We start from the raw sequence: 25,326 nt of genomic DNA, 5'->3' as shown, positions 1-25,326 counted from the left end.
GAAGATCAGGCGCCGATGGCGTGGAACCCGCCGTCGACGTGCACGATCTCACCGGTGGTCGCCGGGAACCAGTCCGACAGCAGCGCCAGGCAGGCCCGGGCGGCCGGCTCCTGATCGGTCAACTGCCAGCCCAGCGGCGCCCGCTCGGTCCAGGCCTGCTCGAAGGCCTCGAAGCCGGGGATCGACTTGGCCGCCATGGTGCGCAGCGGGCCGGCGGAGACCAGGTTGCTGCGGATACCCTTCGGTCCCAGGTGCAGCGCCAGGTAGCGGGACGCGGACTCCAGACCGGCCTTGGCCACCCCCATCCAGTCGTAGACCGGCCAGGCCAGGGTGGCGTCGAAGGTCAGCCCGACGACCGCACCGCCGGTACGCATCAACGGCAGCGCCGCCATCGCGAGCGACTTGTACGAGAAGGTGGAGATGTGCAGCGCGGTGGCCACATCGTCCCAGGGAGCGTCGAGGAACCCGCCACCGAGGCAGCTCTGCGGGGCGAACCCGATCGAGTGCACCACCCCGTCGAGGCCGTCGACGTGACCGCCGACCTTGTCGGCCAGCCCGGCCAGGTGCTCCGGGTTGGTCACGTCGAGCTCGATCACCGGCGCTTCGGCCGGCAGCCGCTTGGCGATCCGCTCCACCAGCGACATTCGGCCGAACCCGGTGAGCACCACGGTGGCGCCGTTCTCCTGGGCGAGCTTCGCCACCGAGAAGGCGATCGACTGGTCGGTGATGACGCCGGTGACGAGCAGCCGCTTACCGGCCAGCAGTGCGGACACAGGTTTCTCCGTTCGGTGTTTCGTAGCCAGGTCGGGTCGGTGCGGGGTGTCGCAGGTCTTCGGCGTCGACGGTCAGTGCCCCATGCCGAGGCCGCCGTCGACGGGAATGACCGCCCCGCAGATATAACCGGTGGAGTCGCCGGCGAGCCACGTCACCGCGGCGGCCACCTCGTCGGCGGTGGCGAACCGGCCGGCCGGAATGGCCTTGCGGTACTCGGCCTTGCGCTCCTCGGGCAGCGCCGCCGTCATGTCGGTCTCCACGTAGCCGGGGGCGACGACGTTGGCGGTGATGTTGCGTCCGCCGAGTTCGCGGGTGATCGACCGGGCCATGCCGACCAGGCCGGCCTTGCTCGCCGCGTAGTTGACCTGACCGGGCGAGCCGAGCAGGCCGACCACCGACGAGATGAAGATCAGCCGGCCCCAGCGGGCCCGTAGCATCTTCGTCGAAGCGCGCTTGGCGCAGCGGTAGGCGCCGGTCAGGTTGGTGTCCAGTACCGAGGTGAACTGCTCCTCGGACATTCGCAGCAGCAGCGTGTCGTCGGTGACGCCGGCGTTGGCGACCAGCACCTCGACCGGCCCGAGCTCGGCTTCGACCGCGCCGAAGGCCTGGTCGACCGAGTCGGCGTCGGTGACGTCACACCGTACGCCGAGCAGGCCGTCCTGCTCGGCGAAGCTGGACCGGTAGGTGACCGCGACCCGGTCGCCCTGCTTCGCGAACGCCTGCGCGATCGCCAGACCGATACCCCGGTTACCCCCGGTGACCAGTACGGTGCGGGCCACGTTTCCCCCTCGTCTCGGATGATCCGGCTTGGAGACTAGGTGCTACCCCCGGGTAAGCAGTAACCCGGGGGTACTAGCCCCACGGTGTCATGACATCGGCACGATCCGGTCGTAGCCTCGCACGGGTGAGCGGCTCGGTGGTCCCCCAGACAGTTCGAGCCCTGCGACGACTGGTCGTCGGACCGGACTATCCGCCAGCGCCGGCCGCCCGGCCCCACGGCTGGTGGCATGCCGTCGGACGATGGCTGGCGTTCGGGCTGTTCCTCTACATCAGCGCGGCCGCCGCACTCGAGCTGCAGGACGCCAACCACCTGCTCGTGCCGCTCGGACCGATCCTCGGCTTCGCCACGGTCGCACCGGCGGCGCTCGCCTTCCACCGACCGTTGTGGGCCTGGCGGTCGTCGTTCGTGCTGCTGTTCGTCAGCGGTACGTGGTACCCGCACCCGGAGCCGTGGAGTCTGCTGCAGGTTCTGGCGCTGCTTTTCGTGTTCGCGATACTCGCTGGCCGGGCCGACCTACCGGTCTCGGCGGCGGCGGGGGCCGTCACCGGATTGCCGGTCCTGGCGCTCGCGAGCCAGGACGAGAGCCGCTTGCTACTCATCCTGATCACGGTGGTCGTCGCGGTCGCCGACCAGGTGCGCCGGCGGCGCGCCAGCCAACGCGCGCTAACCAACCAGACCGTCGTCACCCAACAGGAGATCGAGCGGCGGGCGGTGCTGGAGGAACGCGCCCGGATTGCCCGGGAGATGCACGACGTGGTGGCCCACCACATGTCGATGATCGCCGTGCAGGCGGAGACCGCGCCGTACCGGCTGACCGGGATGACCGGGCCGAGTTCACCGCGATCGCCGACGCCGCCCGATCCGCGCTCAGCGACATGCGCCGGCTGCTCGCGGTGCTGCGCAGCGATACCGAGCAGGCGGCGCGCAGCCCGCAGCCTGGGCTTGCCGACATCGCCGGGTTGGTGGCCGCCACCCGGCGGGCCGCGCTGGACGTCGAGCTGGGGTGGGACCCCCGGCTCATGCCGGACGCGGTCGCCGAGCCGGTCGGGCTGGCGGCGTACCGGATCGTGCAGGAGGCGTTGGCCAACTCCGGCCGGCACGCGCCAGGGGCGAGGGTACGGGTGGAACTACGGATGACCCCCGCCCGGCTGGTGGTGCGGGTCGGCAACGGGCCCGCCCAGCTGGCCACGGGTGCGCAACGCTCCGCTGGCGGCCACGGCGTCATCGGCATGCGGGAACGGACCGAGTTGCTGGGCGGCAGCTTCGCGGCCGGCCCGGACGACCGATCCGGGTTCGTGGTCACCGCCTGGTTGCCGTACCGCCCGAACAACACCGCCGCCGCCGCAAACCCCCACGCCGTCGCTGACCGGGACCAGCCGGCCGGGTAGCGTGCGGACGACGATCTGAGGACGACATTGATCAAAGTATTGATTGCCGACGACCAGGCGATGGTCCGACAGGGCTTCGGCGCCATGCTCGGTGCCCAACCGGACCTGCTGGTCGTCGGTGACGCCGCCAACGGCGCGGACGCGGTCAGCGCCGCCCGCCGACTCGACCCCGACGTGGTGTTGATGGACATCCGGATGCCGGTGCTCGACGGAATCGCCGCCACCCGGCAACTGCTCGCCGGACGATCCCGCGACGAACCGCCCCGGGTGCTCATCCTCACCACGTTCGACCTCGACGACTACGTCTACGAGGCGCTGCGGGCCGGGGCCGGCGGGTTCCTACTCAAGGACGCGCCGGCCGCCGACCTGGTCAACGCGGTCCGCGTGGTGGCTGCCGGGGAGGGTCTGCTCTCACCGTCGGTGACCCGGCGGCTGATCGCCGAATTCGCCACCCGGCCCGGGCAGGAACGTCCCCGCCCGGTGTCGCTGACCACGTTGACCGTACGGGAGACCGAGGTGCTGCGGCTGATCGCCCGCGGCCGGTCCAACGGCGAGATCGCCGCCGACCTGATCGTCGCCGAGCAGACGGTCAAGACCCACGTCGGGCGGATTCTCAGCAAACTGGGTCTGCGTGACCGGGCGCAGGCGGTCGTCGTCGCGTACGAGTCGGGGCTGGTCGCCGCCGGCGAATAGCTCCGCGGTACTACGTGGCTTCTGGCTCCACGGCACGACGCGCGCCCATACACCGACACCGCAGGCTGTCGGCATGCGTATCCGCCTGATCGCTCTCGCCACGTTGTGTGGCGCCGCACTGGCCACCGTGCCGGCCGACCACGGCGACCTGCTGCCGGTCACCGCCGGACGGCAGTTCCTGGCCTTCGACACCACCGGGGACGGCACCGCCGTCGAGGTGGTCGGCCACCTGCCGACCGCCCGCCGGATCACGGTGCTGGTACCGGGAACGGACCACACCCTGGCCACCTTCGACCGCGGGCTCGGTGGATTCACCCACCGCGCACCGGCGGTGCAGGCCCGGGTGCTGTACGGGGCGGCGCACCGCCGTGAGCCGCGTACCGCGGTCATCGCCTGGCTCGGCTACGACGCGCCGGAAGGATTCGGGCCGTCGGCGCTGCGGTCGGACCGGGCCCGCGCTGGTGCTGTCGAGCTGGTCCGGTTCCTCGCCGAAGTGTGCCGACAGCAGCCGGACGCCACCGTCGTAGTCGTCGGGCACAGCTACGGCGCACTCGTCACCGGACGGGCGGCGGCGGACCTGGCCGACTGCGTCACCGATCTGGTCGCGCTCGGCGCTCCGGGCATGGGCGCGTCACACGTCGACGAGCTCGCCACCGGCGCCCGGGTGTGGAGCGCCACCGCCGACGGTGACTGGATCAGTTGGGTGCCGCAGGTACGGCTGGCCGGATTCGGCCACGGAACGTCCCCGGCGGACCCGTCCTTCGGTGCCCGGCCGCTGCCGGCCGAGAGGGTCGACGGCCACGATGGCTATCTACGGCCCGGCAGCGACACGCTCAATGCCCTCGCAGACCTGGTCACCGCCGACCCGGACCGGTCCGGCACGCAGGCCATATCGGTGGCCCGGTGAACGGGGCGCAGACGGTGGTGGCGACCAGGACACAGCGTGACCCGGTCATCGATCTGATCCGGGCGTTCGCCATCGTCGGAGTCGTCGGCGGACACTGGTGGGTAACCGCGCTACTGCTGGACGACGACGGCGTACTGGTCGCGGCCAGCCCGCTGGTCGACCTGGCCTGGCTGAGTCCGCTGACCTGGCTGGCGCAGACTCTCGGCCTGCTGTTCTTCGCGGCCGGGTTCGCCGCCGCGCGGACCACCCAGCGAACCGGCTCCGGCGGGACCGGCGGCTTCTGGCGTGGCTGGCCCCGGGCGCTCGGCGGCCCGCTGTCGGGGCTGGCCGGCTGCCTGGCGCTGGCGCTGCTCGTCGGCTATCTCGTCGGCGCGCCCACCGGCACCCTGCTGACCGTCGCGAAGCTCACGATCAGTCCCTTGTGGTTCCTGGTCGTGCTGCTGATCCTGCGGGCGGTCGGCGGGCCACTGCGCCGCGCCATCCGGCAGAGCCCGGAGCAGGCGTTCGTGATCGTCACGCCGGTGATCATGGCGGCGGTCACCACGGTCACCGCCACCGACGCCGGGCACCTGCCGTCGGCGCTCGCCGTACTCGCTGCCTGGTTGTTGCCCTTCCTCGCCGGCATGGTGATGGCCGAGTACGGTCCTCCGCCGGCCCGGTGGGCGTTGGGGATGACCGTCGGCGGCGTGGCGCTGCTGCTCGCCCTGACCGTCGTCGGCGGGTACCCGGCCAGTGCGGTGGGCGTACCGGGGCAGATCACGTCGAACCTGGACCCACCGTCGCTGGCGACCCTGGCGTCGGTGGCGGCGCAGATCGGTGCCGCCGCGCTGATTATCAGGTGGCTGCGTGGTCGGATCGACACCACCGCCCGATGGTGGGCACCGATCGCCGGGATCAACCGGCACGCGCTGGGCATCTACCTGTGGCACCAGCCGGTGCTGGTCGGGTTGACGTTCATCGCGCTGTGGATCGCCGGCGGCACCGCCGTCGCCGGGGTGCACACCCGGCCCGACGATGCCGGATGGCTGGCCGACCGGGCCGTCTACCTGCCGCTTCTCGCCATCGGTCTCGCAGCGATGCTGCGGATTGTGCCGACCCGGCCGCCCGGGTGTACGCTCTGGCCCGGTTCAACGGCCGGACGACCTACGGAGGTGATCGCTGTGCGAGATAGCGATCCTCCCAGTCGCCGCCGGGCCGCCGGCCCACCACACTGATCCGGTGTGGCTCCGGTGCGCCCGCGCGACTCACCCGTGTCGCCCGTCAGCCCGCCTGCCGGTCGCCCCGCCAGGGGTGCCCACCCGTCGCCGGAGCCAGTCCCATGAACCGTTACGTCGCGCCGCTAGGATTCACCCTCGCCGCAGTCTGGATCGCCGTCATCTTCGTACTGGCCAGCGGCGCCCGGTGAGACGCGGTGCCGCTGATCGTTCGGTCACGGCAAGCGTGAGGTCCACAGCAGACTCAGCACGGCGGCACCCAGCGCCAGCAGCAACGCCAGGGCTGCGTACCACTGGGTTATCTCCCGCGGCACGGTCCGCTGACCGATCGACGATCCCATGTCCTCGTACACCTGGTTGAGCTCGCCCACCGACGCCGCCTCGTAGAAGTAGCCGTTGGTCGCCTCGGCCAGCTCGGCCAGCGCGAACCGGTCCACCGGCACCCGCTGCACCTGGTTGCCGATCTGCACCTGGCCGTCGTCGGTGCCGAACGCGATCGTCGACACCGGTACGTTGGCCGCCGACGCCGACGCAGCGGCCTCCTCGACCGACCGGCCCGAGGTGCGGTAGCCGTCCGACAGCAGCACGATCCGGGCCGGCGGCGGACCCTGCGCGCCGTCGGTCGGCACCAGCCGGATCGCCTCCAACGAGGTGAACACCGCCTCGCCGGTGGCGGTGGCCTCGGCCAGCACCAGACCGTCGATCGCCTGGGACACCGCAGCCCGGTCCTTGGTCGGCGAGACCAGCACGTTCGCCGACTTGGCAAACGCGACCAGCCCGATGTTGTAGCCCTCCGGCAGCTCAGCGACGAACTCCTTCGCCGCCTGCTGGGCCGCCTCGATCCGGCTGGGAGTCACATCGTCGGCCTCCATCGACAGCGACACGTCGATGGCGAGCATGACGGTGGCCCGCTCCAGCGACTCCTCGGTGTCGATCGACGGCCGGGCCAGCGCCGACGCCAGCACCAGCAGGCTGAGCAGGAACGCCCCGGCGGCCAGGTGACGGCGCCAGCCCAGACCACGCGGAGCCAGCGTACGCAGCAGGTCCACGTTGGTGAACCGGACCGCGTACGCCTTGCGGCGGAACTGACGCCACACGTACATCCCGGCGATCGCCAGAACCGGCAGCAGGGCGAGCAGCCACCAGGGCTGCAGGAAACGGATCATCGAGCTTCGCTTTCCGGGCGCGGGGTGGGGGCCGGGCGGGCGATGCCACGGGTACGGGCGTGCCGCTGCCCGGCGACGAACCGGACGATGTCCAGCAGCCAGTCCGAGTCGGTCCGCAGCCGCAGGTGGGCCGCGCCGGCACCGCGCAGAGTCTGCGCGATCGCCGCCCGCTGGGCCCCGGCCGCCTCGGCGTACCGCCGGCGCAGCCGGGGATCTGCGGTCTGCACCTCGTGCAGCGTGCCGGTCTCCGGGTCGGCCAGGGTCAGCACGCCGGCGTCGGGCAGCTCCAGCTCACGCGGATCGACCACCTCGACGGCGAGGACGTCGTGCCGGACGGCGAGTTTGCGGACCGGCCGGCCCCACTGCTGCGGCGGGGCCAGGAAATCGGAGATCACCACGGCGACACCGCGGCGACGCGGCGGCCGGTTCAGCATGTCGATCAGGGCACCGAGGTCGCTGCGGCCGGGTCGGGACTGGGTGCCGGCGATCGCCCGCAGCAGCCCGTGCGCCTCCTTGCGGCCGGTCCGCGCCGGCAGCCGGGTGAGGACGCCGCCGAGCGCCGGATCACCGGTGCCGATCACCGCGCCGACCCGGTTGCCGCCCCGCGCGGTCAGGTGCACCATCGCCGCCGCCGCCGAGACGGCCAGGTCCCGTTTGAGGCACCGGGCGGTGCCGAAGTCCAGGCTGGCCGACAGGTCCACCGCCACCCAGGCTTCCAGCTCCCGGTCGGCGACGGTACGCCGAACGTGCGGCACGGTGGTCCGGGCCGTCACCGGCCAGTCCATCCGGCGTACGTCGTCACCGGGCCGGTACTCGGTCGACTCACCGGCCTCGCTGCCCGGACCGGGCAGCAGCCCCACGTAGTCGCCCTGCAGCAGGCCGTCGAGCTTGCGGGTGACGGTCAGGTAGAGCCGGGACAGCACCGCCTCCGCCCGGCCCGAGCTCGGCACCGCAGCGGTCACTGCGACTGCCCGGGCCAGCCGGCGCCACCGGGCGGGCCGGGCACCGCGGCGGCCGGCGCGGCATGTCCCATCGGTCCCACCGGCTGCGGCGTCGCGTTCTGCCGGGGAGCGACCGACGGCAGCGGCACCATCTGCATGATCCGCCCGACGACGTGGTCGGCGGGCACGTCGTCGGCGAGCGCGTCGTAGCTGAGCACCAGCCGGTGACGCAGGATGTCCGGGGCGATGTCCTGCACGTCCTGCGGCAACGCGTAGTCGCGCCCGCGCAGCAGCGCCAATGCCCGGCTGGCCCGTACGATGCCCAGCGAGGCACGCGGGCTGGCTCCGTACTGGATCAGCTGCGCGACGTCCGGCATGCCGTGCTCGGCCGGCGCCCGGGTGGCCAGCACCAGGCGTACGGTGTAGTCGACCAGGGCGTTGTGCACGAACACCTTGTCCGCCTTGCGCTGCAGGTCGACCAGGTCGGTGGGCTTGAAGACGACGCTCGGCTGCGGCGCCTCCACCCCCATCCGGTAGACGATCTCCCGCTCCTCCGCGTCGGTCGGATAGCCCACCACGATCTTCATCAGGAACCGGTCGCGCTGGGCCTCCGGCAGCGGGTAGACGCCCTCCTGCTCAATCGGGTTCTGGGTGGCCATCACCAGAAACGGATCCGGTACCGGGTGCGTCTGCCCGCCCAGCGACACCTGCCGCTCGCTCATCACCTCGAGCAGCGCCGACTGCACCTTTGCCGGCGCGCGGTTGATCTCGTCGGCGAGCAGGAAGTTGACGAACACCGGCCCGAGCTCGATGTCGAACTTCTCGCTGGACTGCCGGTAGATCCGGGTGCCGACCAGGTCGGCGGGGACCAGGTCGGGGGTGAACTGGATCCGGGCGAACGAACCACCGACGACGGTGGCCAGGGTCTCCACGGCGAGCGTCTTCGCCACCCCCGGGACGCCTTCGAGTAGGCAGTGACCTCGGGCGAGCAGCGCGACGAACATTCGCTCAACCATCCGGTCCTGACCGACGATGACCCGTTTGACCTCGAACATCGCCCGCTCGAGCAGGGTCGCGTCGATGGCCGGTGTCGCCTCGGGGGGCGACGGCGGCGCAGCGGTCGGTGTCGACGATTCGGGCGTGGTCGGCTGGGCCACCGGTCCTCCACAGCGTGCTCTGGCGTCGTCAGGGTTCTGGCGTCGTCGGGTCGAAAAGGTCGTGCCGCACTAAGCGTCGCACGCCGGTCCGAACCGGCGGGCAGGGGCTGAGAAAGCACCGCCCGGTGGGTAGACACGAGGGGGATCGGCGTGTGTACGATTCAGCCGTCGCCGGGCGGCTTCCCCCGTGGCCGCCCGGCGCTCACTCCTTCAGGTGCGTGCCGCCCCTGTCCTGGTGCCTTCCCGGCCTGCTCCCAGCCTCGTCTGGCGCCTTCCTGCCTAGCGCCGCCTCGCCTGGTACCGACCTAGACTCGTACCGTGGCCGCACCCCCCGATTCCGCCGACACCGCACCGGGCGAGCAGTTGACCTGCTCCGCCAAGGGCTGCCGTGCCCCGGCGATCTGGGCGCTCAACTGGAACAATCCCCGGCTGCACCAGCCCGAACGCCGCAAAACCTGGCTGGCCTGCGCCGACCACCGGGACCGGCTCGGCGACTTCCTGCACGTACGCGGATTTCTCCGCGACGTGGCACCGCTTGGCTGATCGCCTACGCTCGTAAGGGTGACCGAACAGTCCGCCGCACCCGCAGCCCCGATCAGCCCGTTGGAGCCCTGGCCGGAGACGGTGCAGTGGCAGCCTGTCTCCCGTGACCTGGTCTGGGTGGAGCTGATCCGGCTCGCCATCGGGATGAGTTTCCTGCTCGTCGGGCTCGGCATCGGCTGGGCGATCACCGGCTTCTGGTTCGTCGGCGTCGGCTTCGCCGCCGCCGTGCTGCTCACCGTGCTGCGGGTGGTGGCGACGATACGGGCCGTCTACGCCTGGGGGTACGCCGAACGCGACGACGACCTGCTGGTGCGGCACGGGCTGCTGGTCCGCCGGATGTCGATCGTCCCGTACGCCCGGATGCAGTTCGTCGACGTCTCCGCCGGCCCGCTGGAGCGGGCCTTCGACCTGGCGACCGTGCAGTTGCATACGGCCGCGGCAGCCAGCGACGCCCGGGTGCCCGGGCTGCGGCCCGCCGAGGCGTCCCGGCTACGGGACCGGCTCACCGCGCTCGGCGAGATCCGGGCGGAGGGTCTGTGAGCCAGCCGCACGAACCGGTCCTGCCGCCGCACCCGCTGCCCGGCCAGGCCTACCCGCTGCCCGGCCAGCCGTACCCGCCGTACCCGCCGCCCGGCCCGGTCGAGGAGCCCCGCCAGCGGCTGCATCCGCTGAGCCCGATCCTCAAGGGCAGCAGGGCGCTCGTGGTGATCATCGCCGGCCTGTCCTGGCAGACGCTCGGCCGGGTCGGTTTCGGCCGCTTCGCGCTGCTGGTCGTGCTGTGCCTGCTCGGCTACCTGGCGGTGGCGGTGATCAGCTGGTACAACACCGGCTACCACGTGGTCGGCCGTGAGCTGCGAATTCACGAAGGTCTGCTGTGGCGGCGGACCCGTGCCATCCCGCTGGAGCGGCTGCAGGCCGTCGAAGTGGTCCGGCCACTGCTCGCCCAGCTGACCGGTCTGGCCGAGCTGCGGCTCGAAGTGGTCGGCGGCGGCCAGACCGAGGCGCCGCTGGCGTACCTGACCGTCGCCGACGCCGCCGCGCTGCGGGCCCGGCTGCTGGCGCTCGCCGGCCGCGCCGGCCGCGCCGGCCGCGCCGGGCCGGCACCGGACGCGACAGCCCCCGGCGGGACGGCACCGCCGCCGGACGGCGCCCCGGCCGGCCTGCCCGACCCATCGGCGCCGCCACCCGGCCGGCTGCTGCACACCGTGGTCAACCGGGACCTGCTGATCAGCCAGCTGCTCACCCCGCAGACCATGTTCCTGCCGTTCGGTGTCGCGTTCGTGATCGCCCAGTTCGCGATGGACGCCACCTGGTCGTTCGTGGCGGTCGCCAGCACCCTGACCGCCACCGCCGGGGTGATCCTGCAGCCGATCCGGCGGGTGCTCAGCGACTGGAACTTCCGGCTGGCCCGCGACGAGGTGGGTCTGCGGGTCCGGCACGGGCTGACCGAGACCCGGTCGCAGACCGTACCGCTGCACCGGATTCAGGCGATCGGGGCGACCTGGCCACTGCTATGGCGGGGAAAGAAGTGGCTGCGGATGCGGCTGCACGTCGCCGGCTACGCCGCACCGGACGGGCAGGGCGGCGGCACCCAGTCCGACCAGTTGCTGCCGGTCGGCGTACTGTCCACCGCCAACCACATCCTCGCCGACGTGCTGCCCGGCATCGCGCTCGACGCGCTGCCGATGACGCCGCCGCCGCGCCGTGCCCGCTGGCTCAACCCGCTGGTGCAGCCGAAGCTCGGTGCCGGGCTTGCCGACGACGTGTTCAACGTCCGCGGCGGGCTGCTGACCCGGCAGATGCTGGTCGTGCCGTACGCGCGGATGCAGAGCATACGGGTGGTGCGCGGGCCGTTGCAGCGGCTGCTCGGGTTGGCCACCGTGTACGCCGACACCGCCGGTGGGCCGAGCGCCGCCGCCAAGGACCGGGACGTGGCCGAGGCATGGTGGCTGGCGGCGGAGCTGAGCGACCGGGCCCGCGCCGCCCGTAGCACGCCGGCTGAGCCTCGGCCGTCGGCTGAGCCAGCCGCACCGGTCGAGCCACCGCCGTCGATCTAGAAGAATTGTGGTCGATATACCGGCCAAATCCTTCTAGATCAGCTGCCGGACGAGTGCGGGCAGCACCGTACCGATGGGTTCGCGCAGCACCGCGTCGGCGATCGGGTCGTACGGCGTCGCCGCCGCGTTGACGATCACCACCCGGGTGCCGGCTTCGGCAGCGATCTCCACCAGCCCGGCGGCCGGCTGCACGGTCAGCGACGTCCCGACGGCGAGCAGCAGGTCGCAGCGTTCGGCGGCACGCACCGCCCGGCGCAGGGTAGGCCCGTGCAGCGACTGGCCGAACGAGATCGTCGCCGCCTTCAGGATGCCGCCGCACAAGCGGCAGTCCGGGTCGTCCTCACCGGCGGCCACCCGGGCCAGCGCCTCGTCCATGCCGGTCCGGTCGTCGCAGCTCAGGCACTCGACCTCGGACATGGTGCCGTGGATCTCGATCACCTTGTCCGGGCTGTTGCCGGCGCGTTGGTGCAGGCCGTCGATGTTCTGGGTGACGATCGCGGCGAGCCGGCCGGACCGCTCCAACTCCACCAGGCTCGCGTGGCCGCCGTTCGGCTGTGCAGACCAGGCCGGATGGTCCCGGCGGCCGATCCAGGACCGCCGCCGCACCGCCGGGTCGGCGACGTACGCGTCGAGGGTGAACAGCTTGGCCGCCTCCGGGTCCCGGGTCCAGACGCCGTTGGGGCCCCGGAAGTCGGGTATCCCGGAGTCGGTGGAGATGCCGGCTCCGGTCAGCACCAGGATGTCCCGGGCTGCGGCCAGCCACTGCACCACCTCGTCGGCAGGTGTCGCGCTCGATCGGTCGGACATGTCCCCGACGGTAACCGCCGTTCGCGGCGTCGGCCGCCGCGATCCCTGCGGGCGAGGGCGAGCCGCGTCCACCGCAGGTGCCGATCGCCGGGTCACCCGTCACCGTCGTCGTCCGGCTCGCCGGCCGGCATCAGCCCGGACAGGTGCAGCACAGCCCGGATGCGCCGGGCGGAGCTCGCGTCCCACCGGTTCAGAATGGCGAGTGCCTGCAGGAACGGTCGACACGGTGCCGGGATGCCGCCGCACCGGTGACACTCCCCGGTGGTGCGGTTCGGGATGTGGGTCCGGGCGGTGGAGTTCGCATCATGGACGACTCGGGCCAGCTCCGGTGACCAGGTAGGGTCGCCGCCTCGCGCCGGGTCGTCCAGGACGCCAGCGGGAGTTGGCGCGACGCCGCGTCCCCCGGCGAGCTGGAAACGGTCGTCCTGGTCCGGATCTGTCTCCCCCGGGTTGCGCTTTGGCAGCGGCGGCCGGTTCGGTGTCGGATCGACGTTCCGCGGCACGCCGATCGAGGTGTAGCGGGCCAGCCTCGGCGTCCCACCGATCCCGTCGTTTCTGATCATCATTACCCCCTCGGATCGATTACGAACAGCGTGTATCTTTTTGCTGAGTTCCACCCTGGATCGCTGACGATGCTCAATGAAAGAAGGCGTTAGACACAGGGAATGTACGTGCTGTCCAGGCCAGCAAAAGATCAACAAGTTCGAGTGATTTGAGGGATGTGAAGGTCTATGGCTGGGAACGATTATCTGATATCGGAGCTACGCCGGCTGCGCGAGTCGTTCGGGCTGACCCAGGATGCGTGGGCCGACCGAATCCACTTCTCGGCGAAACACGTGGGTGCCATCGAGCGCGGCGAGCGACCCGCGCTGCCGGACTACCTGAAGGCCGGCGACAAGGTGTTCGGCACCGCGCTGGTCAGGTTCTATCGGGAGTTCGTCCGGGGCGACTGGACACCCGTGTGGTACCGACCGTTCGTCGAGTACGAAGGTCGGGCGACCCTGCTGCGGATCTACCATCCGACGCTGATCCCCGGACTGCTGCAAACCGAGGCGTACGCACGCGCTCTCCTACCGGCGATGAACGTCCCGGCCGAGGACGTCGAACAGACGCTCGCGGCACGGCTGGACCGGCAAGAGATCATCACCCGAACCACCAGCCCCTGCCGCCTGGTCGTGATACTCGACGAAATGGCGATCCGCCGCACCTCCGGCGGGCCGGAAGTGATGCGCGAGCAGCTCAAAGCACTGACGGAGGTGGGCGATCGACCGAATGTACAGATCCACGTGGTGCCACTGGCCACCCCGGCGTATGTCGGGATGTACGGCCCGATCGTCCTAGCCTCGGTTGAGGGTCGCACAGTTGGCTTCCTCGAAGGCCACCAGGAAGGCCGGGTGGTGGAGTCGCCCGACCGCACCGCGAGCCTGGAGAGCGACTGGGAGTCGATCCGGCAGTACGCTCTACCCTGCGCGCAGTCGCTCGAACTGATCACGAAGGCGGGAGAGACATGGACCTGACCAAGCCTCGTTGGCGTAAGAGCACCAAGTCCGACACAGCGGCCTGCGTCGAGGTGGTCGACAACGTCGCCGGGCGCGTCCTCGTACGGGACACCAAGGACCGCGACGGCGCGATGCTGACCTTCGGACCGACCGCGTGGCAGTCCTTCGTGTCGACGGCCGCCGCCCTGAAGCCCTGAGCCATCGGACAGCGCCAAGTCGGCCGTAGGCCGGACAACCCAGCCTTCGGCTCCGCTCTCACGGTTGGAGCCGAGGCTGGGTCGACCTATTGGGCTGCGGTGCTCTCGTTCTCCGGCAGCTGGTCCGTCGCCCGCAGCGGCGACAGCAGGGCCGGCAGGAAGGCGGCGGTCATCCCGGCCGTGCCGATCCACAGTACGGCGGACGCCCCGAACAGGCCGCCGAGCGCACCGCCGAGCAGCGCCGCGACCGGCATGCTGCCCCACTGGACGAACCGGACCGTGGCGCCGCTCATCCGCCCGAGTAGCCGGTCCGGGGTTACCCGCTGTTGCAGGCCGGCCTGTGCGATCAGCCGGACCACGCCACCGAAGGACAGCAGGGCCAACCCGGCCACGGTGAGCCAGCGGGGTACGCCGGTTGCGGTGGCCGGCAGCAGCGCAGCGGCCGGTGCGGTGCACAGTGGTGCCAACCAGATCGCCGGACCCGGGCCGATCCTGGCGATCAGCCGGCCGGCCAGCAACGCGCCGACGAACCCACCGCAGGCCATCGCCGAGAGCACCGAGCCGATGCCAGACGTACTCAGATCCAGATCGGTTGCTTCCGGCCGCACCACCTCGACGGTACGGATTCGCAGCGTGCCGAGCGCGGACAACAGCATCCCGGCGGCGCTCACGATCAGCGTGAGCGGTGCACCGAGCCAGCCGACCGGGGGACCCGCCAGACCGGGGCCGCTGATGCTGACGGCGGAACGGGCCGCAGCGATCCTGCTGTTCGCCTCGACCAGGTGGTCACGACCGACCAACGTAGGGACCTAGCTTGTATATCCGACCTCGAACAGTACGGTCAGCAGTCCGTGGCCGAGAGCAATCGCGTACAGCAGCCAGATCGACAGCGCATCGGCCCACCAGGCCAGCGGTAGCGTCATCAGCAGCGCGGCCCGGAGCAAATCCGTGTTGACCATCACCGGGCGCTTGCGCCACCGGTCGACCCACGCACCCGCCGGCAGCCCGATCAGCAGCGACCCGGCCGTGGTCATCGCGGTCAGCACGCCGACCTCGAACTCGTCCGCGTCCAGCCAGAGGATCGCCACCAGCGGCAGCGCGAGGTAGACGAACCGATCGGCGAGTTGCCCGGCGACGGTCGCACCGAAGATCCATCGGAAATGGTCACCGGAGGCGCCCGGGGAATCGGTCGCGCGATTGCAGAACGCCTCGTCGACGGGGGTCAGACGGCGCAACGGGCGGCGGCCACCGCCGAGTCCGCCGGTCCGCTGCTCGGTTGGGTCAACAACGCTGCGGTCCTCGCTGACGCGGGTATGAGTGACGCGTCGGCGGCCCGAATCCTGGACGTGATCTCCACCAACCTGGCCTTGGCGGTCGCCGGCTGCCACGTCGCGGTCAACCACTTCCTGACGCAGGGCGTAGCGGGGCCATCGTGAACGTCTCGTCCCACCAGGCCCAGCGCCCGGTCCGCAGAGCGCTGCCCTACGCGACCGTGACGGCGGTGGTGCGTTCGATGTGTTCGAACGGCCAAGCGCGGTGGTCCACCCGTGCAAGTTGTGCGAACCCGCCTGACCGTGCTGGGGAGATGTGGTGGTCGTCGAGGAGGGACGGTACGCCAACCCGAGCCTGACCAGTATCTCCCCGGACAAGGCGGCGGTCGCCCGGCTGGCGGTCCGACGGCTCGTCGACCGGATCGAAGGGCGTCCGCTCCGGCCGCCGTACGACGTGCAGACCCGTTCACACTGGCGGTCCGGCAGAGCACCGCCGGGGACGGCCCGGACGGCAGCGGTGACCCGGACGCGGCCGGCGCGCGGTCCGGCTTTCGTGGTTCGACGCAGGTCGAGCACCTAGGCTGATTGGTCATGGGACACATGCCGGAAAACAGTTTCCGCCCGGGTGCCACCGCCCGGGTCGAGCTGACCGTGACCGATTCCGACACCGCCCAGACGGTCGGCTCGGGCGACGTACCGGTCCTCGGTACGCCGCGGCTGCTCGCGCTGGCCGAGGCGGCGACGGTCGCCGCCACCGCCACCGGGCTGCCACCCGGCATGACCACCGTCGGCACCCGGGTCGAGCTGGACCACCGGGCGGCGACCCCGGTCGGCCGTACGGTGGCCGCGATGGCCCGGCTGACCGAGGTCGACGGGCGGCGGCTGGTCTTCGAGGTGGTGGTGTTCGAGGGGAGTACGACCGTCGCGCAGGGCCGCATCGAGCGGGCTCTGGTCGACCGGCACCGGTTCGTCGAGCGGGCCTTTGACCGCACGCCGGCACCACGCGTCGGCGACGACCCCACCGGTGAGCGGGCAGTCTCCGGATGAGCGCCCGGTTCGTCGAGGTCGGCGACCGGGTGTACGTGCTGCGCCGGACCCGGCTCGACGTCAACTCGACGCTGGTCGTCGGCGCGGCCGCCGCCGTGCTCGTCGACACCGGCGCTACGCCGGCCGAGGCCGCCGAGCTGGTCGAGGCGGCCCGACGGATCACCCACCTACCGTGGTCGGTGGTGAACACCCATCACCACTTCGACCACTGCTTCGGCAACCAGGTGGCCGCCGGGGATCCGCCCGCGCCGGTGTGGGCCCATCAGGAGGCGGTCCGGCTGCTGGCCCGCCCGGTCGAGGTGGTCCGCGACGAGGCGTACCGCGAAATGATCGGCCACGATCCGCGGCTGGCCGAGCAGCTCAGCCACGCGGTGGTTCACCCACCGGACCGTACGGTGACCCGCGCCGCGACGCTCGACCTGGGCGGCCGGGCGGTCGAGCTGTGGCATCCCGGGCGCGGGCACACCATCGGCGACCTGGTGGTGCACATCCCGGACGCGGACCTGCTGGTCGCCGGTGACCTGGTCGAGCAGGGTGCCCCACCGTCGTTCGACGACGCGTACCCGCTGGAGTGGCCGGACACCCTCGCGGCGGTGCTGCGGCGGCTCGGCCCGGTCAGTGTCGTGGTGCCGGGCCACGGCGCCTGCGTCGGTGTCGACTTCGTCCGGGCCCAGCACGCCGAGCTGGTGGCGTTGGAGTGGCTGATCCGCGACGGACACGCCGACGGCGCGCCGCCGGCACGGGTCGCCGCACGGGCACCGTTCGGGCCGCGGGCGGCGGGCACCGCGATCGTCCGCGGCTACGCCGAACTGTCCAACCGGGCCTGACCGCCCTCGGCTCGGCCGTCGAGGGCTGGCGACGCTGGCCCGGGGCCGATGCTGAGGAGTATGGGCAGTGGACCGGCGTCGACGTCGACCAGGTCACCGAGACGGATCTCGTCGAGCGCGGTGAGGAAAGCCGCGCGGGCCCGGCGCAGCTCGACCCGCAACCGGCAGCCGGCGCGCAGCGGGCAGGCCGGCTGTTCGCAGGAGACGACCTCACCGTCGCCTTCGAATGCCCTTACCACCTGGGCCACGGTCATCTCGGCGGCGGCTGGGGCGAACGCGGTGCCGCCTGCCCGGCCCCGCACGGTGACCAGAACGCCGAGCCGCTGCAACCGTTGCACGACCTTGGCGACGTGGCTGCGCGGCAGGGCGAGCCGGGCGGCCAGGTCGTCCACCGTGGTACGGGTGCGGGATGCGGCGGCGAACATGGCGACCCGTAACGCCATGTCCGTGGACCGGTTGAGCTTCACGTCCCGACCCTAATCAGCCACGGCAGACCGGCAGGCCCGGCGCGGTGTGAACGGGCTCGGGACCAATGGCCCTAAAGAGGAGTCACAGATTCCTGTTTAGTGACGTCGTACCCGTCCAATCCCCAAAGGAGTGATTGTGCTCTCGGAGTCCTCAGCAGCGGTGGTGACCGCGACCCTGCCCGCCGTGCAGGCCCACGGCGAGGCCATCACCAGCCGGTTCTACCAGCGGATGTTCGCCGCCCATCCGGAGCTGCTGGATCTGTTCAACCGGGGTAACCAGGCGACCGGCCGCCAGCAGGCGGCGCTGGCCACCGCAGTGGTCGCCTATGCCGAGCACCTGACCGGGCGCAGCACGCTGCCCTGGGCGCCGATTCTGGACCGGATCGCGCACAAGCACGCCTCGCTCGGCATCACCGCCACCCAGTATCCGATCGTCGGACGGCATCTGCTCGCCGCCGTCGCCGAGGTGCTCGGCGATGCCGTGACGCCCGAGGTCGCGGCGGCGTGGGACGAGGTCTACTGGTTGCTGGCCTGCGAGCTGATCGCCCGGGAGGCCCGGCTGTACACCGTCGCCGGCCTTCCCTTACGGGCCGGTGCCGGCTGGCGGCCGTGGCGGGTCGTCGAGAAGGTTCCGGAGACCGCCGACGTCGTGTCGCTGATCCTGGCCCCGGCCGACGGCGACGCGGCACCCACCTTCACGCCCGGTCAGTACGTCTCGGTCGCGGTCGATCTGGGAGGCGGACAGGGACAGCAGATCCGTCAGTACAGTCTGTCCGGTCGGCCCGGTGCCGTCACCTGGCGGATCACCGTCAAACGGCTCCGGGGCGGGGCCGGCGCGGCGGGTGGGTCAGCCGGGTCGCCGGCACCGGACGGGACGGTCTCCAGCCAACTGCACGACCGGACCGCCGTCGGTGACGTCCTGCGGCTGAGCCCGGCGTTCGGCGAGGTCAGCTCGATTGGCGACACCGGCGCGCCGCTGCTGCTGGTCAGTGCCGGAATCGGCGTCACCCCGGCGATGGCGGCCCTCGCCCAGCTGAGCACGGTCGCGCCGGCCCGCGAGGTGGTGCTGGTGCACGCCGACCGGTCGGCGACCGCGCACCCGCTGCGCCACGAGTTGCCGGAGCTCCAGCAGCGGCTGCCCAACCTGTCGGTGCACCTGTGGTACGAGGACGCCACCGACGGCGAGAGTGTCGGGCTGAAGGCGACCCTCCACGCCGGGCGGGTGGATCCGGCGCTGATCCCGCTCACGCCGGGAGCCTGGGCGCACCTGTGCGGGCCGGTGCCGTTCATGGCGCAGGTCCGCAGCGGGCTGCGCGACCGAGGCCTGCCGGTGGACCGGATCGCGTACGAGGTGTTCGGTCCGGGCATGCTCAGCGGCTGACCGGCTGAGCACCGGCGGTTTGGGCCGTGACGCCGGTGATCAGTCGAAGCGTTCGGCGACGGCTGACCGGGTCGGCATCGACACCGCGCCGCCCGGTGACTCGCACACCAGCCCCGCCACCTGCAAGGCGAACCCGACCCGGGCCGCCCAGCCGGCCGCGTCGGCCGGCAACCCGGCGTCGAGCAGTTCGGCGATCAGGGCGGCCATCACCGAGTCACCGGCGCCGGTGGCGTCGACCGCGGCCACCCTCGGGGCGGCCACGGTCAGCACCTCGCGGCCGGCGCTGACCAGGGCGCCGGCCGCGCCCCGGGTGACCACCACCGCGCCCGCGCCAAGATCGTGCAGCAGCGCGGCGGCGGTCACCGGATCGGCGCCGTCGTAGAGCACCTCGGCGTCGGCGGCGCTCAGCTTGACCAGGTCGGCGGTTGCCGCGAAGCCGGCGACGACCTGCCGGTACGCGGACAGCGACTCGGCGTCGGGCAGCAGTCGGGGCCGGACGTTGGGGTCGAAGACCCGAAGCCCGCTGGCACCCGTCCAGGCCTGCCGGGCGGCGGCCAGGGTCGGCTCGCACAGCAGCGCGATGGAGCCGCAGTAGAGCACAGCGGCGTCGCCGACCAGTTTCCCGTCGAGGCTGGCCGGTTCGAGCAGTCCATACGAGGGCGGGTCACCGTAGAAGCGGAAGTTCGGCTCGGCGCCGGTGAAGGTGGCCACCGCAAGGGTGGTGGGCGCGGGCACGGTGACCAAGCCCCGGTCGCCGACCCCGGCGGTACGCAGGAAGTCGCGGATCCGGTCGGCGAGCGGATCGTCGCCGAGGGTCCCGGCGAACTCGACCGCGCCGCCGAGCCGGGCGACGCCGACCGCGACGTTCAGCGGTGCCCCGCCGATCACCTGGCGGTAGACCGGCTGGCCGGCGCATTCGCCGTCGAGCAGGTCGATCAGTGCCTCGCCGAGCACCACCGCGTACCGCATGGATCTCCTCCCACCTGCAGTTGCGCCGCTCCGAAGTTTGCCAGGTCGGTGCCCTGGTGCCGGTCGCCACCCCGCACCCGCAAGCACATCGAGCAGCGACTATTGCACTTCCGATCGATGTATGGTGGGATATCGATTACCGGGACAGCGTGGGGGCAACTCGCTGTCCCTTGGACTCGCCGGGAGCTGCGCGAGCGCGCTAGACGTCCATCGGACGGCACGTCGGTCAACCGCGTCCGCGGCACGGCTGGCCAGTCGCCGTTCCTCCTCATTTTTCCTGACGTTCCGCCATGTCGGAACCCATCGCCCTGTCCGCCGGCCCGGGTTTGTCCCGCGCCGTGGACCGGTTCACGAAGGAGTCTCGGTGAAAGCTCTACGCAGAGTGGCGGTAGTTGCCGCCGCTTCCGCGCTCACCGCCGGCCTGCTCACGGTGGTGACCCCCAACGCGGCTTCCGCGCACGGTGCCGCCATGGCACCGGGCAGCCGCACCTACCTCTGCTGGGTCGACGGTCTGTCGCAGACCGGCCAGATCATCCCGCAGAACCCGGCCTGCTCGGCCGCCGTCGCCCAGAGCGGGGCCAACTCGCTGTACAACTGGTTCAGCGTGCTGCGCTCCGACGCGGGTGGCCGCACCACCGGCTTTATCCCCGACGGACAGCTGTGCAGCGGTGGCAACTCCGGCTTCTCCGGCTACAACCTGGCCCGCAACGACTGGCCGCTGACCCACCTGACCGCCGGTGCCCGGATGGAGTTCAAGTACAGCAACTGGGCCCACCACCCTGGCACGTTCTACTTCTACGTGACCAAGGACAGCTGGAGCCCGAACCGGGCGCTGGCCTGGAGCGACCTGGAAGCGACGCCGTTCCTGACGGTGACCAACCCGCCGCAGCGCGGCGCGGTCGGCACCAATGACGGCCACTACTACTTCAGCGGCAACCTGCCCAGCAACAAGAGCGGCCGGCACATCATCTACTCGCGGTGGGTCCGCTCGGACAGCCAGGAGAACTTCTTCGGCTGTTCGGACGTCACGTTCGACGGTGGCAACGGTGAGGTCACCGGGATTGGGGGCAACCCGAACCCGACCCCGCCGCCGACCACCGCTCCGCCGCCCACCACGGCCCCGCCGACCACCGCGCCCCCGACCACCGCGCCGCCGACCATCAACCCGCCCACCGGTGGCTGCTCGGCAACCTACCAGACCACCAGCTCCTGGTCCGGTGGATTCCAGGGTGAGGTGACCGTCACCAACAACAGTTCCGCGAGCATCGGCGGATGGACCACGACCCTGAACTTCGACAGCGGGGTCACCATCAACAGCCTGTGGAGCGGCACCCACACGGTGAGCGGATCGAGTGTCACCGTCCGCAACGCGACCTGGAACGGGTCGCTGTCGCCGAACGGGTCGACCACATTCGGCTTCGTCGCCAACGGCAGCCCCGGCACACCGTCGACGGCCTGCTCCGCGAGCTGATCCACCGCCACACACGGCAGATTCCCACCTGGCCGGGCCCGGCAGCGCGAAACGCTGCCGGGCCCGTCGGCGCGTGGCCGCGCAGGTCGAGTCGACGCGTGACTCGGTAGTCCCGGCGACGCGGACCGCAGTGGGTCAGGCCACCATCGACCCGACCACCGGCTTGGTGAGCAGCGCCGACTGGTTGCGCCGGATGCCGGGGTCGAGCGAACGCTCCACGAAGATCGCGTGCCAGATGCAGAACACCAGCACCGTCCACACCTTGCGGGAGTGGTCGGCCTCCTCACGCTTGTGCTCGTCGAGCAGCCGCATCGCGTACGACAGGTCGAGCAGGTCACCGGCGCCAGAGGTGGCGAAGATGTGCCGGGCCCACTCGTACATCTCGCCGCGCAGCCACACCCGGGTCGGGGTCGGGAAACCGAGCTTGCGCCGGTTCACGATGGCTGGCGGCACCACGCCCTGCAGGGCCTGGCGCATCGCGTACTTGGTGGCATCGGAACGGGGCGGCAACCGCAGCTCTACCGGGATCTTCGCGGCTACGTCGAAGACCTGCTTGTCCAGGAACGGCACCCGCACCTCCAGCGAGTGCGCCATCGAGATCCGGTCCGCCTTGACCAGGATGTCGCCGCGCAGCCAGGTGTACAGGTCGACGTACTGCATCTTGGTGACGTCGTCGAGCTCGGCGCACTCGGCGTAGATCGGCGCGGTCACGTCGGTGTAGCGCACCGACGGGTCGTAGCGGCGCAGCAGGTGCCGCTTCTCCTCCTCGGTGAACATCCGCGCGTTGCCGTAGTAACGCTCCTCGATCGGGGTGGTGCCCCGCTCCAGGAAACTCTTGCCCTTGACCCCCTGCGGGATCACCTTCGAGACGGCGCGCAGCCCCTTCTGCATCGGATCCGGCAGTCCGTGCACCGCGCCCAGCGACAACGGCTCCCGGTAGATGGTGTAGCCGCCGAAGAACTCGTCCGCGCCTTCGCCGGAGAGCACCACAGTCACGTGTTCGGCGGCCTTCTGCGCCACGAAGTACAGCGGCACCAGCGCCGGGTCGGCCACCGGGTCGTCCAGGTGCCAGACGATGCGCGGCAAAGCCTCCATCATGTCCTGCGGCCCGATCTTCGTCGGGATGGTGGTCACGTTCAGGTGCCGGGCCGAGTCCTGGGCCACCTCGATCTCCGAGTAGCCCGACACGTCGTACCCGACGGTGAAGGTCAGGATGTTCGGGTTGAACTCGCGGGCCAGCGCCACCACCGCTGTCGAGTCGATGCCGCTGGACAGGAACGCTCCGACCGGCACATCGGCCCGCATGTGCATGCGTACGCTCTCCCGCAGCGTTTCGCGGATCTCGTCGTAGAGCCGCTGCGGGTCCGGCGTCGGCGCCGGCCGGAAGATCGGCTGGTACCAGCGGCGGACCTGCACCCCGCCGGCCGGATCTGGCGCCGGACCGCCGGTCGTCGGGTCCAGCGCCGGGGGCGACCAGGTCAGACACTCCCCGGAGCCGATCCGGCTGATCCCGGAGTGCAGGGTGCGCGGCTCCGGCACGTACTGCAGGGTCAGGTAGTGCGACAGATTCGCGGTGTCCACCCCGGCGTCGCCGGCGCCCGCGGCGGCGGAGAACGGCAGCAGCGCCTTCTTCTCCGAGGCCAGGTAGATGCCGTCCGGGGTCTGCAGGTAGTGCAGCGGCTTGATGCCGAAGTAGTCCCGGGCACCGAACGCCCGACGCCGCTGCCGGTCCCAGATCACGAAGGCGAACATGCCGCGCAGCTTGTGCAGCACCTTCTCGCCCCAGTAGTGGTACCCGGCGACGATCACTTCACCGTCACCGGCGGTGACGAACTGCGCGCCGAACTCCCGGACCAGTTGGTCCCGCAGCTCGATGTAGTTGTAGATCTCGCCGTTGAAGGTGAGCAGGTAGCGGCCGTCGGCGTAGGCGAGCGGCTCCTGGCTGGACGCCACGTCGATGATGGCCAGCCGCTTGTGCGCGAACACCGCGTCCGCCCACCGGCCGGTCGGGTCGCCGATCACCTCCACGCCGGTCTCGTCCGGGCCACGGTGGTGCAGGCATTCCAACGCGTGGGCGATCGCGTCGCGGTGTGCGCCGGCGTCGCCGCGGGCGCTGAAAAAGGCCAGGAGTCCGCACATGGCAGACATCTTTTCACGTGCCGGTCACGCGGTACCGTCGAGTACGCCCAACCGTGGGGAGGACGCAATGACACAAGATCAGACCGAGGGCACGGCACCGGACCGGGCCGGAGCCACCGGCACCGAGACGACCGCCGAAGGCACCGGGACGACCGCCGAGGTCGTCGCCGAGCAGCCGCGCACCGAGTCGCACGACCCGGACTTCCCGGAGAAGCTCCTGGAGTTCATGCGCACCGGCTGGCGCGACGACACGTTGCCGCTCGCCCCGCGTACCGAGGCGCCGAACCACGCCCGCCGCCGCGCCGCCCTCGCCGACGCCTTCCCCAGCGAGACCCTGGTGGTGCCCACCGGCACCGAGAAGACCCGGGCCAACGACACCGACTACCCGTTCCGGCCGGGCAGCGACTTCGTCTACCTGACCGGTGACCACGATCCGGACAGCGTGCTGGTGCTGCACCCGACCGGGGACGGGCACGACGCGGTGCTCTACACCCGGCAGCGGTCGTCGCGGGACAACGACGAGTTCTTCCGCAGCCGCGACGGCGAGTTGTGGGTGGGCCGGCGGCGCACCCTGGCGGAGAAGTCGACCGAGCTGGGTCTGCGCACGGCACCGCTGAGTGAGCTGCCGCAGGCGTTGGCCGGGTGCGCGCCGGCCCGGACCCGGGTGCTGCGCGGCTTCGACCCCCGGGTGGACGCGGCGGTGCTGCCGTACGACAGCGGCGACGACGCCGGGGCCCGCGACCGTGAGCTGGCCACGGCGATCGCCGAGGCGAAGCTGGTCAAGGACGAGTGGGAGGTCGCCCAGCTGCAGGCGGCGATCGACGCGACGGTCCGCGGCTTCGAGGACGTGGCCCGGGTGCTGCCGGCCGACCGGCCGGTCGCCGAACGGCTGCTGGAGGGGATCTTCGCGCTGCGGGCCCGGCACGACGGCAACGACGTCGGTTACGGTTCGATCGTCGGCGCGGGCGCGCACGCGACGATCCTGCACTGGGTCCGCAACGACGGCGTCACCCGTCCGGGTGAACTGCTGCTGATGGACATGGGCGTGGAGGGGCACCATCTCTACACCGCCGACGTGACCCGGACCCTGCCGGTGTCCGGCCGGTTCACCGCCCTGCAGCGGCAGGTCTACGACATCGTGTACGCCGCGCAGCAGGCCGGCATGGACTACATCAAGCCGGGGGTGAAGTTCAGCGACGTGCACCAGACCTGCATGCGGGTGCTCGCCGAAGGCCTGGCCGAGCTGGGCGTGCTGCCGGTCAGCGTGGACGAGGCGCTGGAGAAGGAGTCGACCGTCTACCGTCGATGGACGCTGCACGGCTTCGGCCACATGCTCGGCATCGACGTGCACGACTGCTCGTACGCCCGTAAGAAACGCTACCGCGACGGCGAGCTCGGCGAGGGGTACGTGCTGACCGTCGAGCCCGGCCTGTACTTCCAGCCGGAGGACGAGCTGGTGCCCGAGGAGCTGCGCGGCGTCGGCATCCGGATCGAGGACGACGTGCTGGTCACCGCCGCCGGGGCGGTGAACCTGTCGGCCGGGCTGCCCCGGCAGGCCGACGAGGTCGAGGCATGGCTGGCGGCGCAGCGCGACGCCGGCCCCCGGCTGCCCTGACGACGCTCGACTGCA

At 71.4% G+C, this 25,326-nt stretch carries 28 protein-coding genes and 1 pseudogene; 17 read left to right on the top strand and 12 right to left on the bottom strand.

What is annotated here, in order from left to right; translation table 11 throughout:
- Positions 1-5: 5 nt before the first annotated feature.
- Positions 6-773: an enoyl-ACP reductase FabI gene (gene fabI, locus ACFHW1_RS19665; protein WP_416554931.1), complete on the bottom strand. Its 768-nt coding sequence runs from the start codon at positions 771-773 to the stop codon at positions 6-8.
- Between the two features lie 72 nt (positions 774-845).
- Complete coding sequence (gene fabG / locus ACFHW1_RS19660) at positions 846-1,553, bottom strand: 3-oxoacyl-ACP reductase FabG (protein ID WP_416554929.1); 708 nt, start codon at positions 1,551-1,553, stop codon at positions 846-848.
- A gap of 89 nt (positions 1,554-1,642) precedes the next feature.
- Between fabG and ACFHW1_RS19655 the strand changes: the two are divergent.
- The 5 genes and pseudogenes from ACFHW1_RS19655 to ACFHW1_RS19635 form a co-directional block, all read left to right on the top strand.
- Positions 1,643-2,359: pseudogene (locus ACFHW1_RS19655) on the top strand (histidine kinase); the annotation flags it as partial.
- Positions 2,360-2,430: 71 nt separating this feature from the next.
- Positions 2,431-2,943, top strand: a complete 513-nt coding sequence (locus ACFHW1_RS19650) for a sensor histidine kinase (protein ID WP_416555029.1) — start codon at positions 2,431-2,433, stop codon at positions 2,941-2,943.
- A 27-nt stretch (positions 2,944-2,970) separates the two neighbouring features.
- Complete coding sequence (locus tag ACFHW1_RS19645) at positions 2,971-3,636, top strand: response regulator (protein WP_416554927.1); 666 nt, start codon at positions 2,971-2,973, stop codon at positions 3,634-3,636.
- Between the two features lie 73 nt (positions 3,637-3,709).
- Positions 3,710-4,543: an alpha/beta hydrolase gene (locus tag ACFHW1_RS19640; protein WP_416554925.1), complete on the top strand. Its 834-nt coding sequence runs from the start codon at positions 3,710-3,712 to the stop codon at positions 4,541-4,543.
- A complete protein-coding gene (locus ACFHW1_RS19635) occupies positions 4,540-5,757 on the top strand; it encodes an acyltransferase family protein (protein ID WP_416554923.1) in 1,218 nt (405 codons plus the stop codon). Before ACFHW1_RS19640 ends, ACFHW1_RS19635 begins: the two co-directional genes overlap by 4 nt.
- 215 nt (positions 5,758-5,972) lie before the next feature.
- Here ACFHW1_RS19635 and ACFHW1_RS19630 read toward each other — a convergent pair whose 3' ends face one another.
- The 3 genes from ACFHW1_RS19630 to ACFHW1_RS19620 are packed head-to-tail and all read right to left on the bottom strand — an operon-like array spanning position 5,973 to position 9,021.
- Complete coding sequence (locus ACFHW1_RS19630; protein WP_416554921.1) at positions 5,973-6,923, bottom strand: VWA domain-containing protein; 951 nt, start codon at positions 6,921-6,923, stop codon at positions 5,973-5,975.
- Positions 6,920-7,903 (bottom strand): DUF58 domain-containing protein, encoded by a 984-nt coding sequence (locus ACFHW1_RS19625; RefSeq protein WP_416555017.1) that lies wholly within the window; start codon positions 7,901-7,903, stop codon positions 6,920-6,922. Before ACFHW1_RS19625 ends, ACFHW1_RS19630 begins: the two co-directional genes overlap by 4 nt.
- Positions 7,882-9,021 carry an AAA family ATPase gene (locus ACFHW1_RS19620; RefSeq protein WP_416554919.1) on the bottom strand — a complete coding sequence of 380 codons (1,140 nt, stop codon included), beginning with the start codon at positions 9,019-9,021 and terminating at the stop codon, positions 7,882-7,884. Before ACFHW1_RS19620 ends, ACFHW1_RS19625 begins: the two co-directional genes overlap by 22 nt.
- 318 nt (positions 9,022-9,339) lie before the next feature.
- Between ACFHW1_RS19620 and ACFHW1_RS19615 the strand changes: the two genes are divergently transcribed.
- Genes ACFHW1_RS19615 through ACFHW1_RS19605 form a run of 3 tightly spaced genes read left to right on the top strand, consistent with a single transcriptional unit; the run spans position 9,340 to position 11,621 of the window.
- Complete coding sequence (locus ACFHW1_RS19615; protein WP_416554917.1) at positions 9,340-9,564, top strand: hypothetical protein; 225 nt, start codon at positions 9,340-9,342, stop codon at positions 9,562-9,564.
- A gap of 18 nt (positions 9,565-9,582) precedes the next feature.
- Positions 9,583-10,104, top strand: coding sequence for a PH domain-containing protein (locus ACFHW1_RS19610; protein WP_416554915.1), 522 nt, complete (start codon positions 9,583-9,585; stop codon positions 10,102-10,104).
- A gap of 35 nt (positions 10,105-10,139) precedes the next feature.
- Positions 10,140-11,621, top strand: coding sequence for a PH domain-containing protein (locus ACFHW1_RS19605; protein ID WP_416555015.1), 1,482 nt, complete (start codon positions 10,140-10,142; stop codon positions 11,619-11,621).
- Positions 11,622-11,654: 33 nt separating this feature from the next.
- On the opposite strand, the gene ACFHW1_RS19600 is transcribed toward ACFHW1_RS19605, so the two are convergent.
- Together ACFHW1_RS19600 and ACFHW1_RS19595 are read right to left on the bottom strand one after the other, a co-directional pair.
- Positions 11,655-12,428 carry an SIR2 family NAD-dependent protein deacylase gene (locus ACFHW1_RS19600; protein WP_416554913.1) on the bottom strand — a complete coding sequence of 258 codons (774 nt, stop codon included), beginning with the start codon at positions 12,426-12,428 and terminating at the stop codon, positions 11,655-11,657.
- A 92-nt stretch (positions 12,429-12,520) separates the two neighbouring features.
- Complete coding sequence (locus ACFHW1_RS19595) at positions 12,521-12,991, bottom strand: hypothetical protein (protein ID WP_416554912.1); 471 nt, start codon at positions 12,989-12,991, stop codon at positions 12,521-12,523.
- 168 nt (positions 12,992-13,159) lie between these two features.
- Here ACFHW1_RS19595 and ACFHW1_RS19590 point away from each other — a divergent pair, with 168 nt between their 5' ends.
- Both ACFHW1_RS19590 and ACFHW1_RS19585 read left to right on the top strand, forming a co-directional pair.
- Positions 13,160-13,945 (top strand): helix-turn-helix domain-containing protein, encoded by a 786-nt coding sequence (locus ACFHW1_RS19590; RefSeq protein WP_416554910.1) that lies wholly within the window; start codon positions 13,160-13,162, stop codon positions 13,943-13,945.
- Positions 13,936-14,124 carry a DUF397 domain-containing protein gene (locus ACFHW1_RS19585; protein ID WP_416554908.1) on the top strand — a complete coding sequence of 63 codons (189 nt, stop codon included), beginning with the start codon at positions 13,936-13,938 and terminating at the stop codon, positions 14,122-14,124. The genes ACFHW1_RS19590 and ACFHW1_RS19585 overlap by 10 nt, the downstream gene beginning before the upstream one ends.
- Positions 14,125-14,210: 86 nt before the next feature.
- Here ACFHW1_RS19585 and ACFHW1_RS19580 read toward each other — a convergent pair whose 3' ends face one another.
- Positions 14,211-14,924, bottom strand: a complete 714-nt coding sequence (locus tag ACFHW1_RS19580) for a hypothetical protein (protein WP_416554906.1) — start codon at positions 14,922-14,924, stop codon at positions 14,211-14,213.
- 9 nt (positions 14,925-14,933) lie between these two features.
- Positions 14,934-15,359: a hypothetical protein gene (locus tag ACFHW1_RS19575; RefSeq protein ID WP_416554904.1), complete on the bottom strand. Its 426-nt coding sequence runs from the start codon at positions 15,357-15,359 to the stop codon at positions 14,934-14,936.
- A 78-nt stretch (positions 15,360-15,437) separates the two neighbouring features.
- Between ACFHW1_RS19575 and ACFHW1_RS19570 the strand changes: the two genes are divergently transcribed.
- The 4 genes from ACFHW1_RS19570 to ACFHW1_RS19555 all read left to right on the top strand — a co-directional run bounded on the left by ACFHW1_RS19570 (position 15,438) and on the right by ACFHW1_RS19555 (position 17,269).
- Positions 15,438-15,560: a hypothetical protein gene (locus ACFHW1_RS19570; RefSeq protein ID WP_416554902.1), complete on the top strand. Its 123-nt coding sequence runs from the start codon at positions 15,438-15,440 to the stop codon at positions 15,558-15,560.
- Between the two features lie 154 nt (positions 15,561-15,714).
- Entirely contained in the window at positions 15,715-15,975 is a 261-nt protein-coding gene (locus ACFHW1_RS19565) for a substrate-binding domain-containing protein (protein WP_416554900.1), read from the top strand.
- A 20-nt stretch (positions 15,976-15,995) separates the two neighbouring features.
- Positions 15,996-16,442, top strand: coding sequence for a thioesterase family protein (locus ACFHW1_RS19560; RefSeq protein ID WP_416555013.1), 447 nt, complete (start codon positions 15,996-15,998; stop codon positions 16,440-16,442).
- The gene (locus ACFHW1_RS19555) at positions 16,439-17,269 is read left to right on the top strand and encodes an MBL fold metallo-hydrolase (protein WP_416554898.1); all 831 of its coding nucleotides are present in this window, start codon (positions 16,439-16,441) and stop codon (positions 17,267-17,269) included. Before ACFHW1_RS19560 ends, ACFHW1_RS19555 begins: the two co-directional genes overlap by 4 nt.
- Here ACFHW1_RS19555 and ACFHW1_RS19550 read toward each other — a convergent pair.
- Positions 17,242-17,736, bottom strand: a complete 495-nt coding sequence (locus tag ACFHW1_RS19550; RefSeq protein WP_416554897.1) for an RrF2 family transcriptional regulator — start codon at positions 17,734-17,736, stop codon at positions 17,242-17,244. The two genes, ACFHW1_RS19555 and ACFHW1_RS19550, sit on opposite strands and share 28 nt — an antisense overlap.
- Positions 17,737-17,866: 130 nt before the next feature.
- On the opposite strand from ACFHW1_RS19550, the gene ACFHW1_RS19545 reads away from it, so the two are divergent.
- Positions 17,867-19,117 (top strand): globin domain-containing protein, encoded by a 1,251-nt coding sequence (locus ACFHW1_RS19545; RefSeq protein ID WP_416554895.1) that lies wholly within the window; start codon positions 17,867-17,869, stop codon positions 19,115-19,117.
- 39 nt (positions 19,118-19,156) lie between these two features.
- On the opposite strand, the gene ACFHW1_RS19540 is transcribed toward ACFHW1_RS19545, so the two are convergent.
- Positions 19,157-20,086 (bottom strand): carbohydrate kinase family protein, encoded by a 930-nt coding sequence (locus ACFHW1_RS19540; protein ID WP_416554893.1) that lies wholly within the window; start codon positions 20,084-20,086, stop codon positions 19,157-19,159.
- A 364-nt stretch (positions 20,087-20,450) separates the two neighbouring features.
- Between ACFHW1_RS19540 and ACFHW1_RS19535 the strand changes: the two genes are divergently transcribed.
- Positions 20,451-21,557, top strand: coding sequence for a lytic polysaccharide monooxygenase auxiliary activity family 9 protein (locus ACFHW1_RS19535; RefSeq protein WP_416554891.1), 1,107 nt, complete (start codon positions 20,451-20,453; stop codon positions 21,555-21,557).
- A 135-nt stretch (positions 21,558-21,692) separates the two neighbouring features.
- Here the strand turns inward: ACFHW1_RS19535 and asnB are convergent, their stop codons facing one another.
- Positions 21,693-23,696: an asparagine synthase (glutamine-hydrolyzing) gene (asnB, locus tag ACFHW1_RS19530; protein WP_416554889.1), complete on the bottom strand. Its 2,004-nt coding sequence runs from the start codon at positions 23,694-23,696 to the stop codon at positions 21,693-21,695.
- Positions 23,697-23,763: 67 nt separating this feature from the next.
- Between asnB and ACFHW1_RS19525 the strand changes: the two genes are divergently transcribed.
- Entirely contained in the window at positions 23,764-25,311 is a 1,548-nt protein-coding gene (locus ACFHW1_RS19525; RefSeq protein WP_416554887.1) for an aminopeptidase P family protein, read from the top strand.
- Positions 25,312-25,326 lie beyond the last annotated feature (15 nt).

This window comes from Micromonospora sp. LOL_014 (assembly GCF_048060245.1).
Classification (GTDB): domain Bacteria; phylum Actinomycetota; class Actinomycetes; order Mycobacteriales; family Micromonosporaceae; genus Micromonospora_E.
Note: the sequence above shows the minus strand (reverse complement) of the source record. Positions and strands in the feature narration are given on the sequence as shown.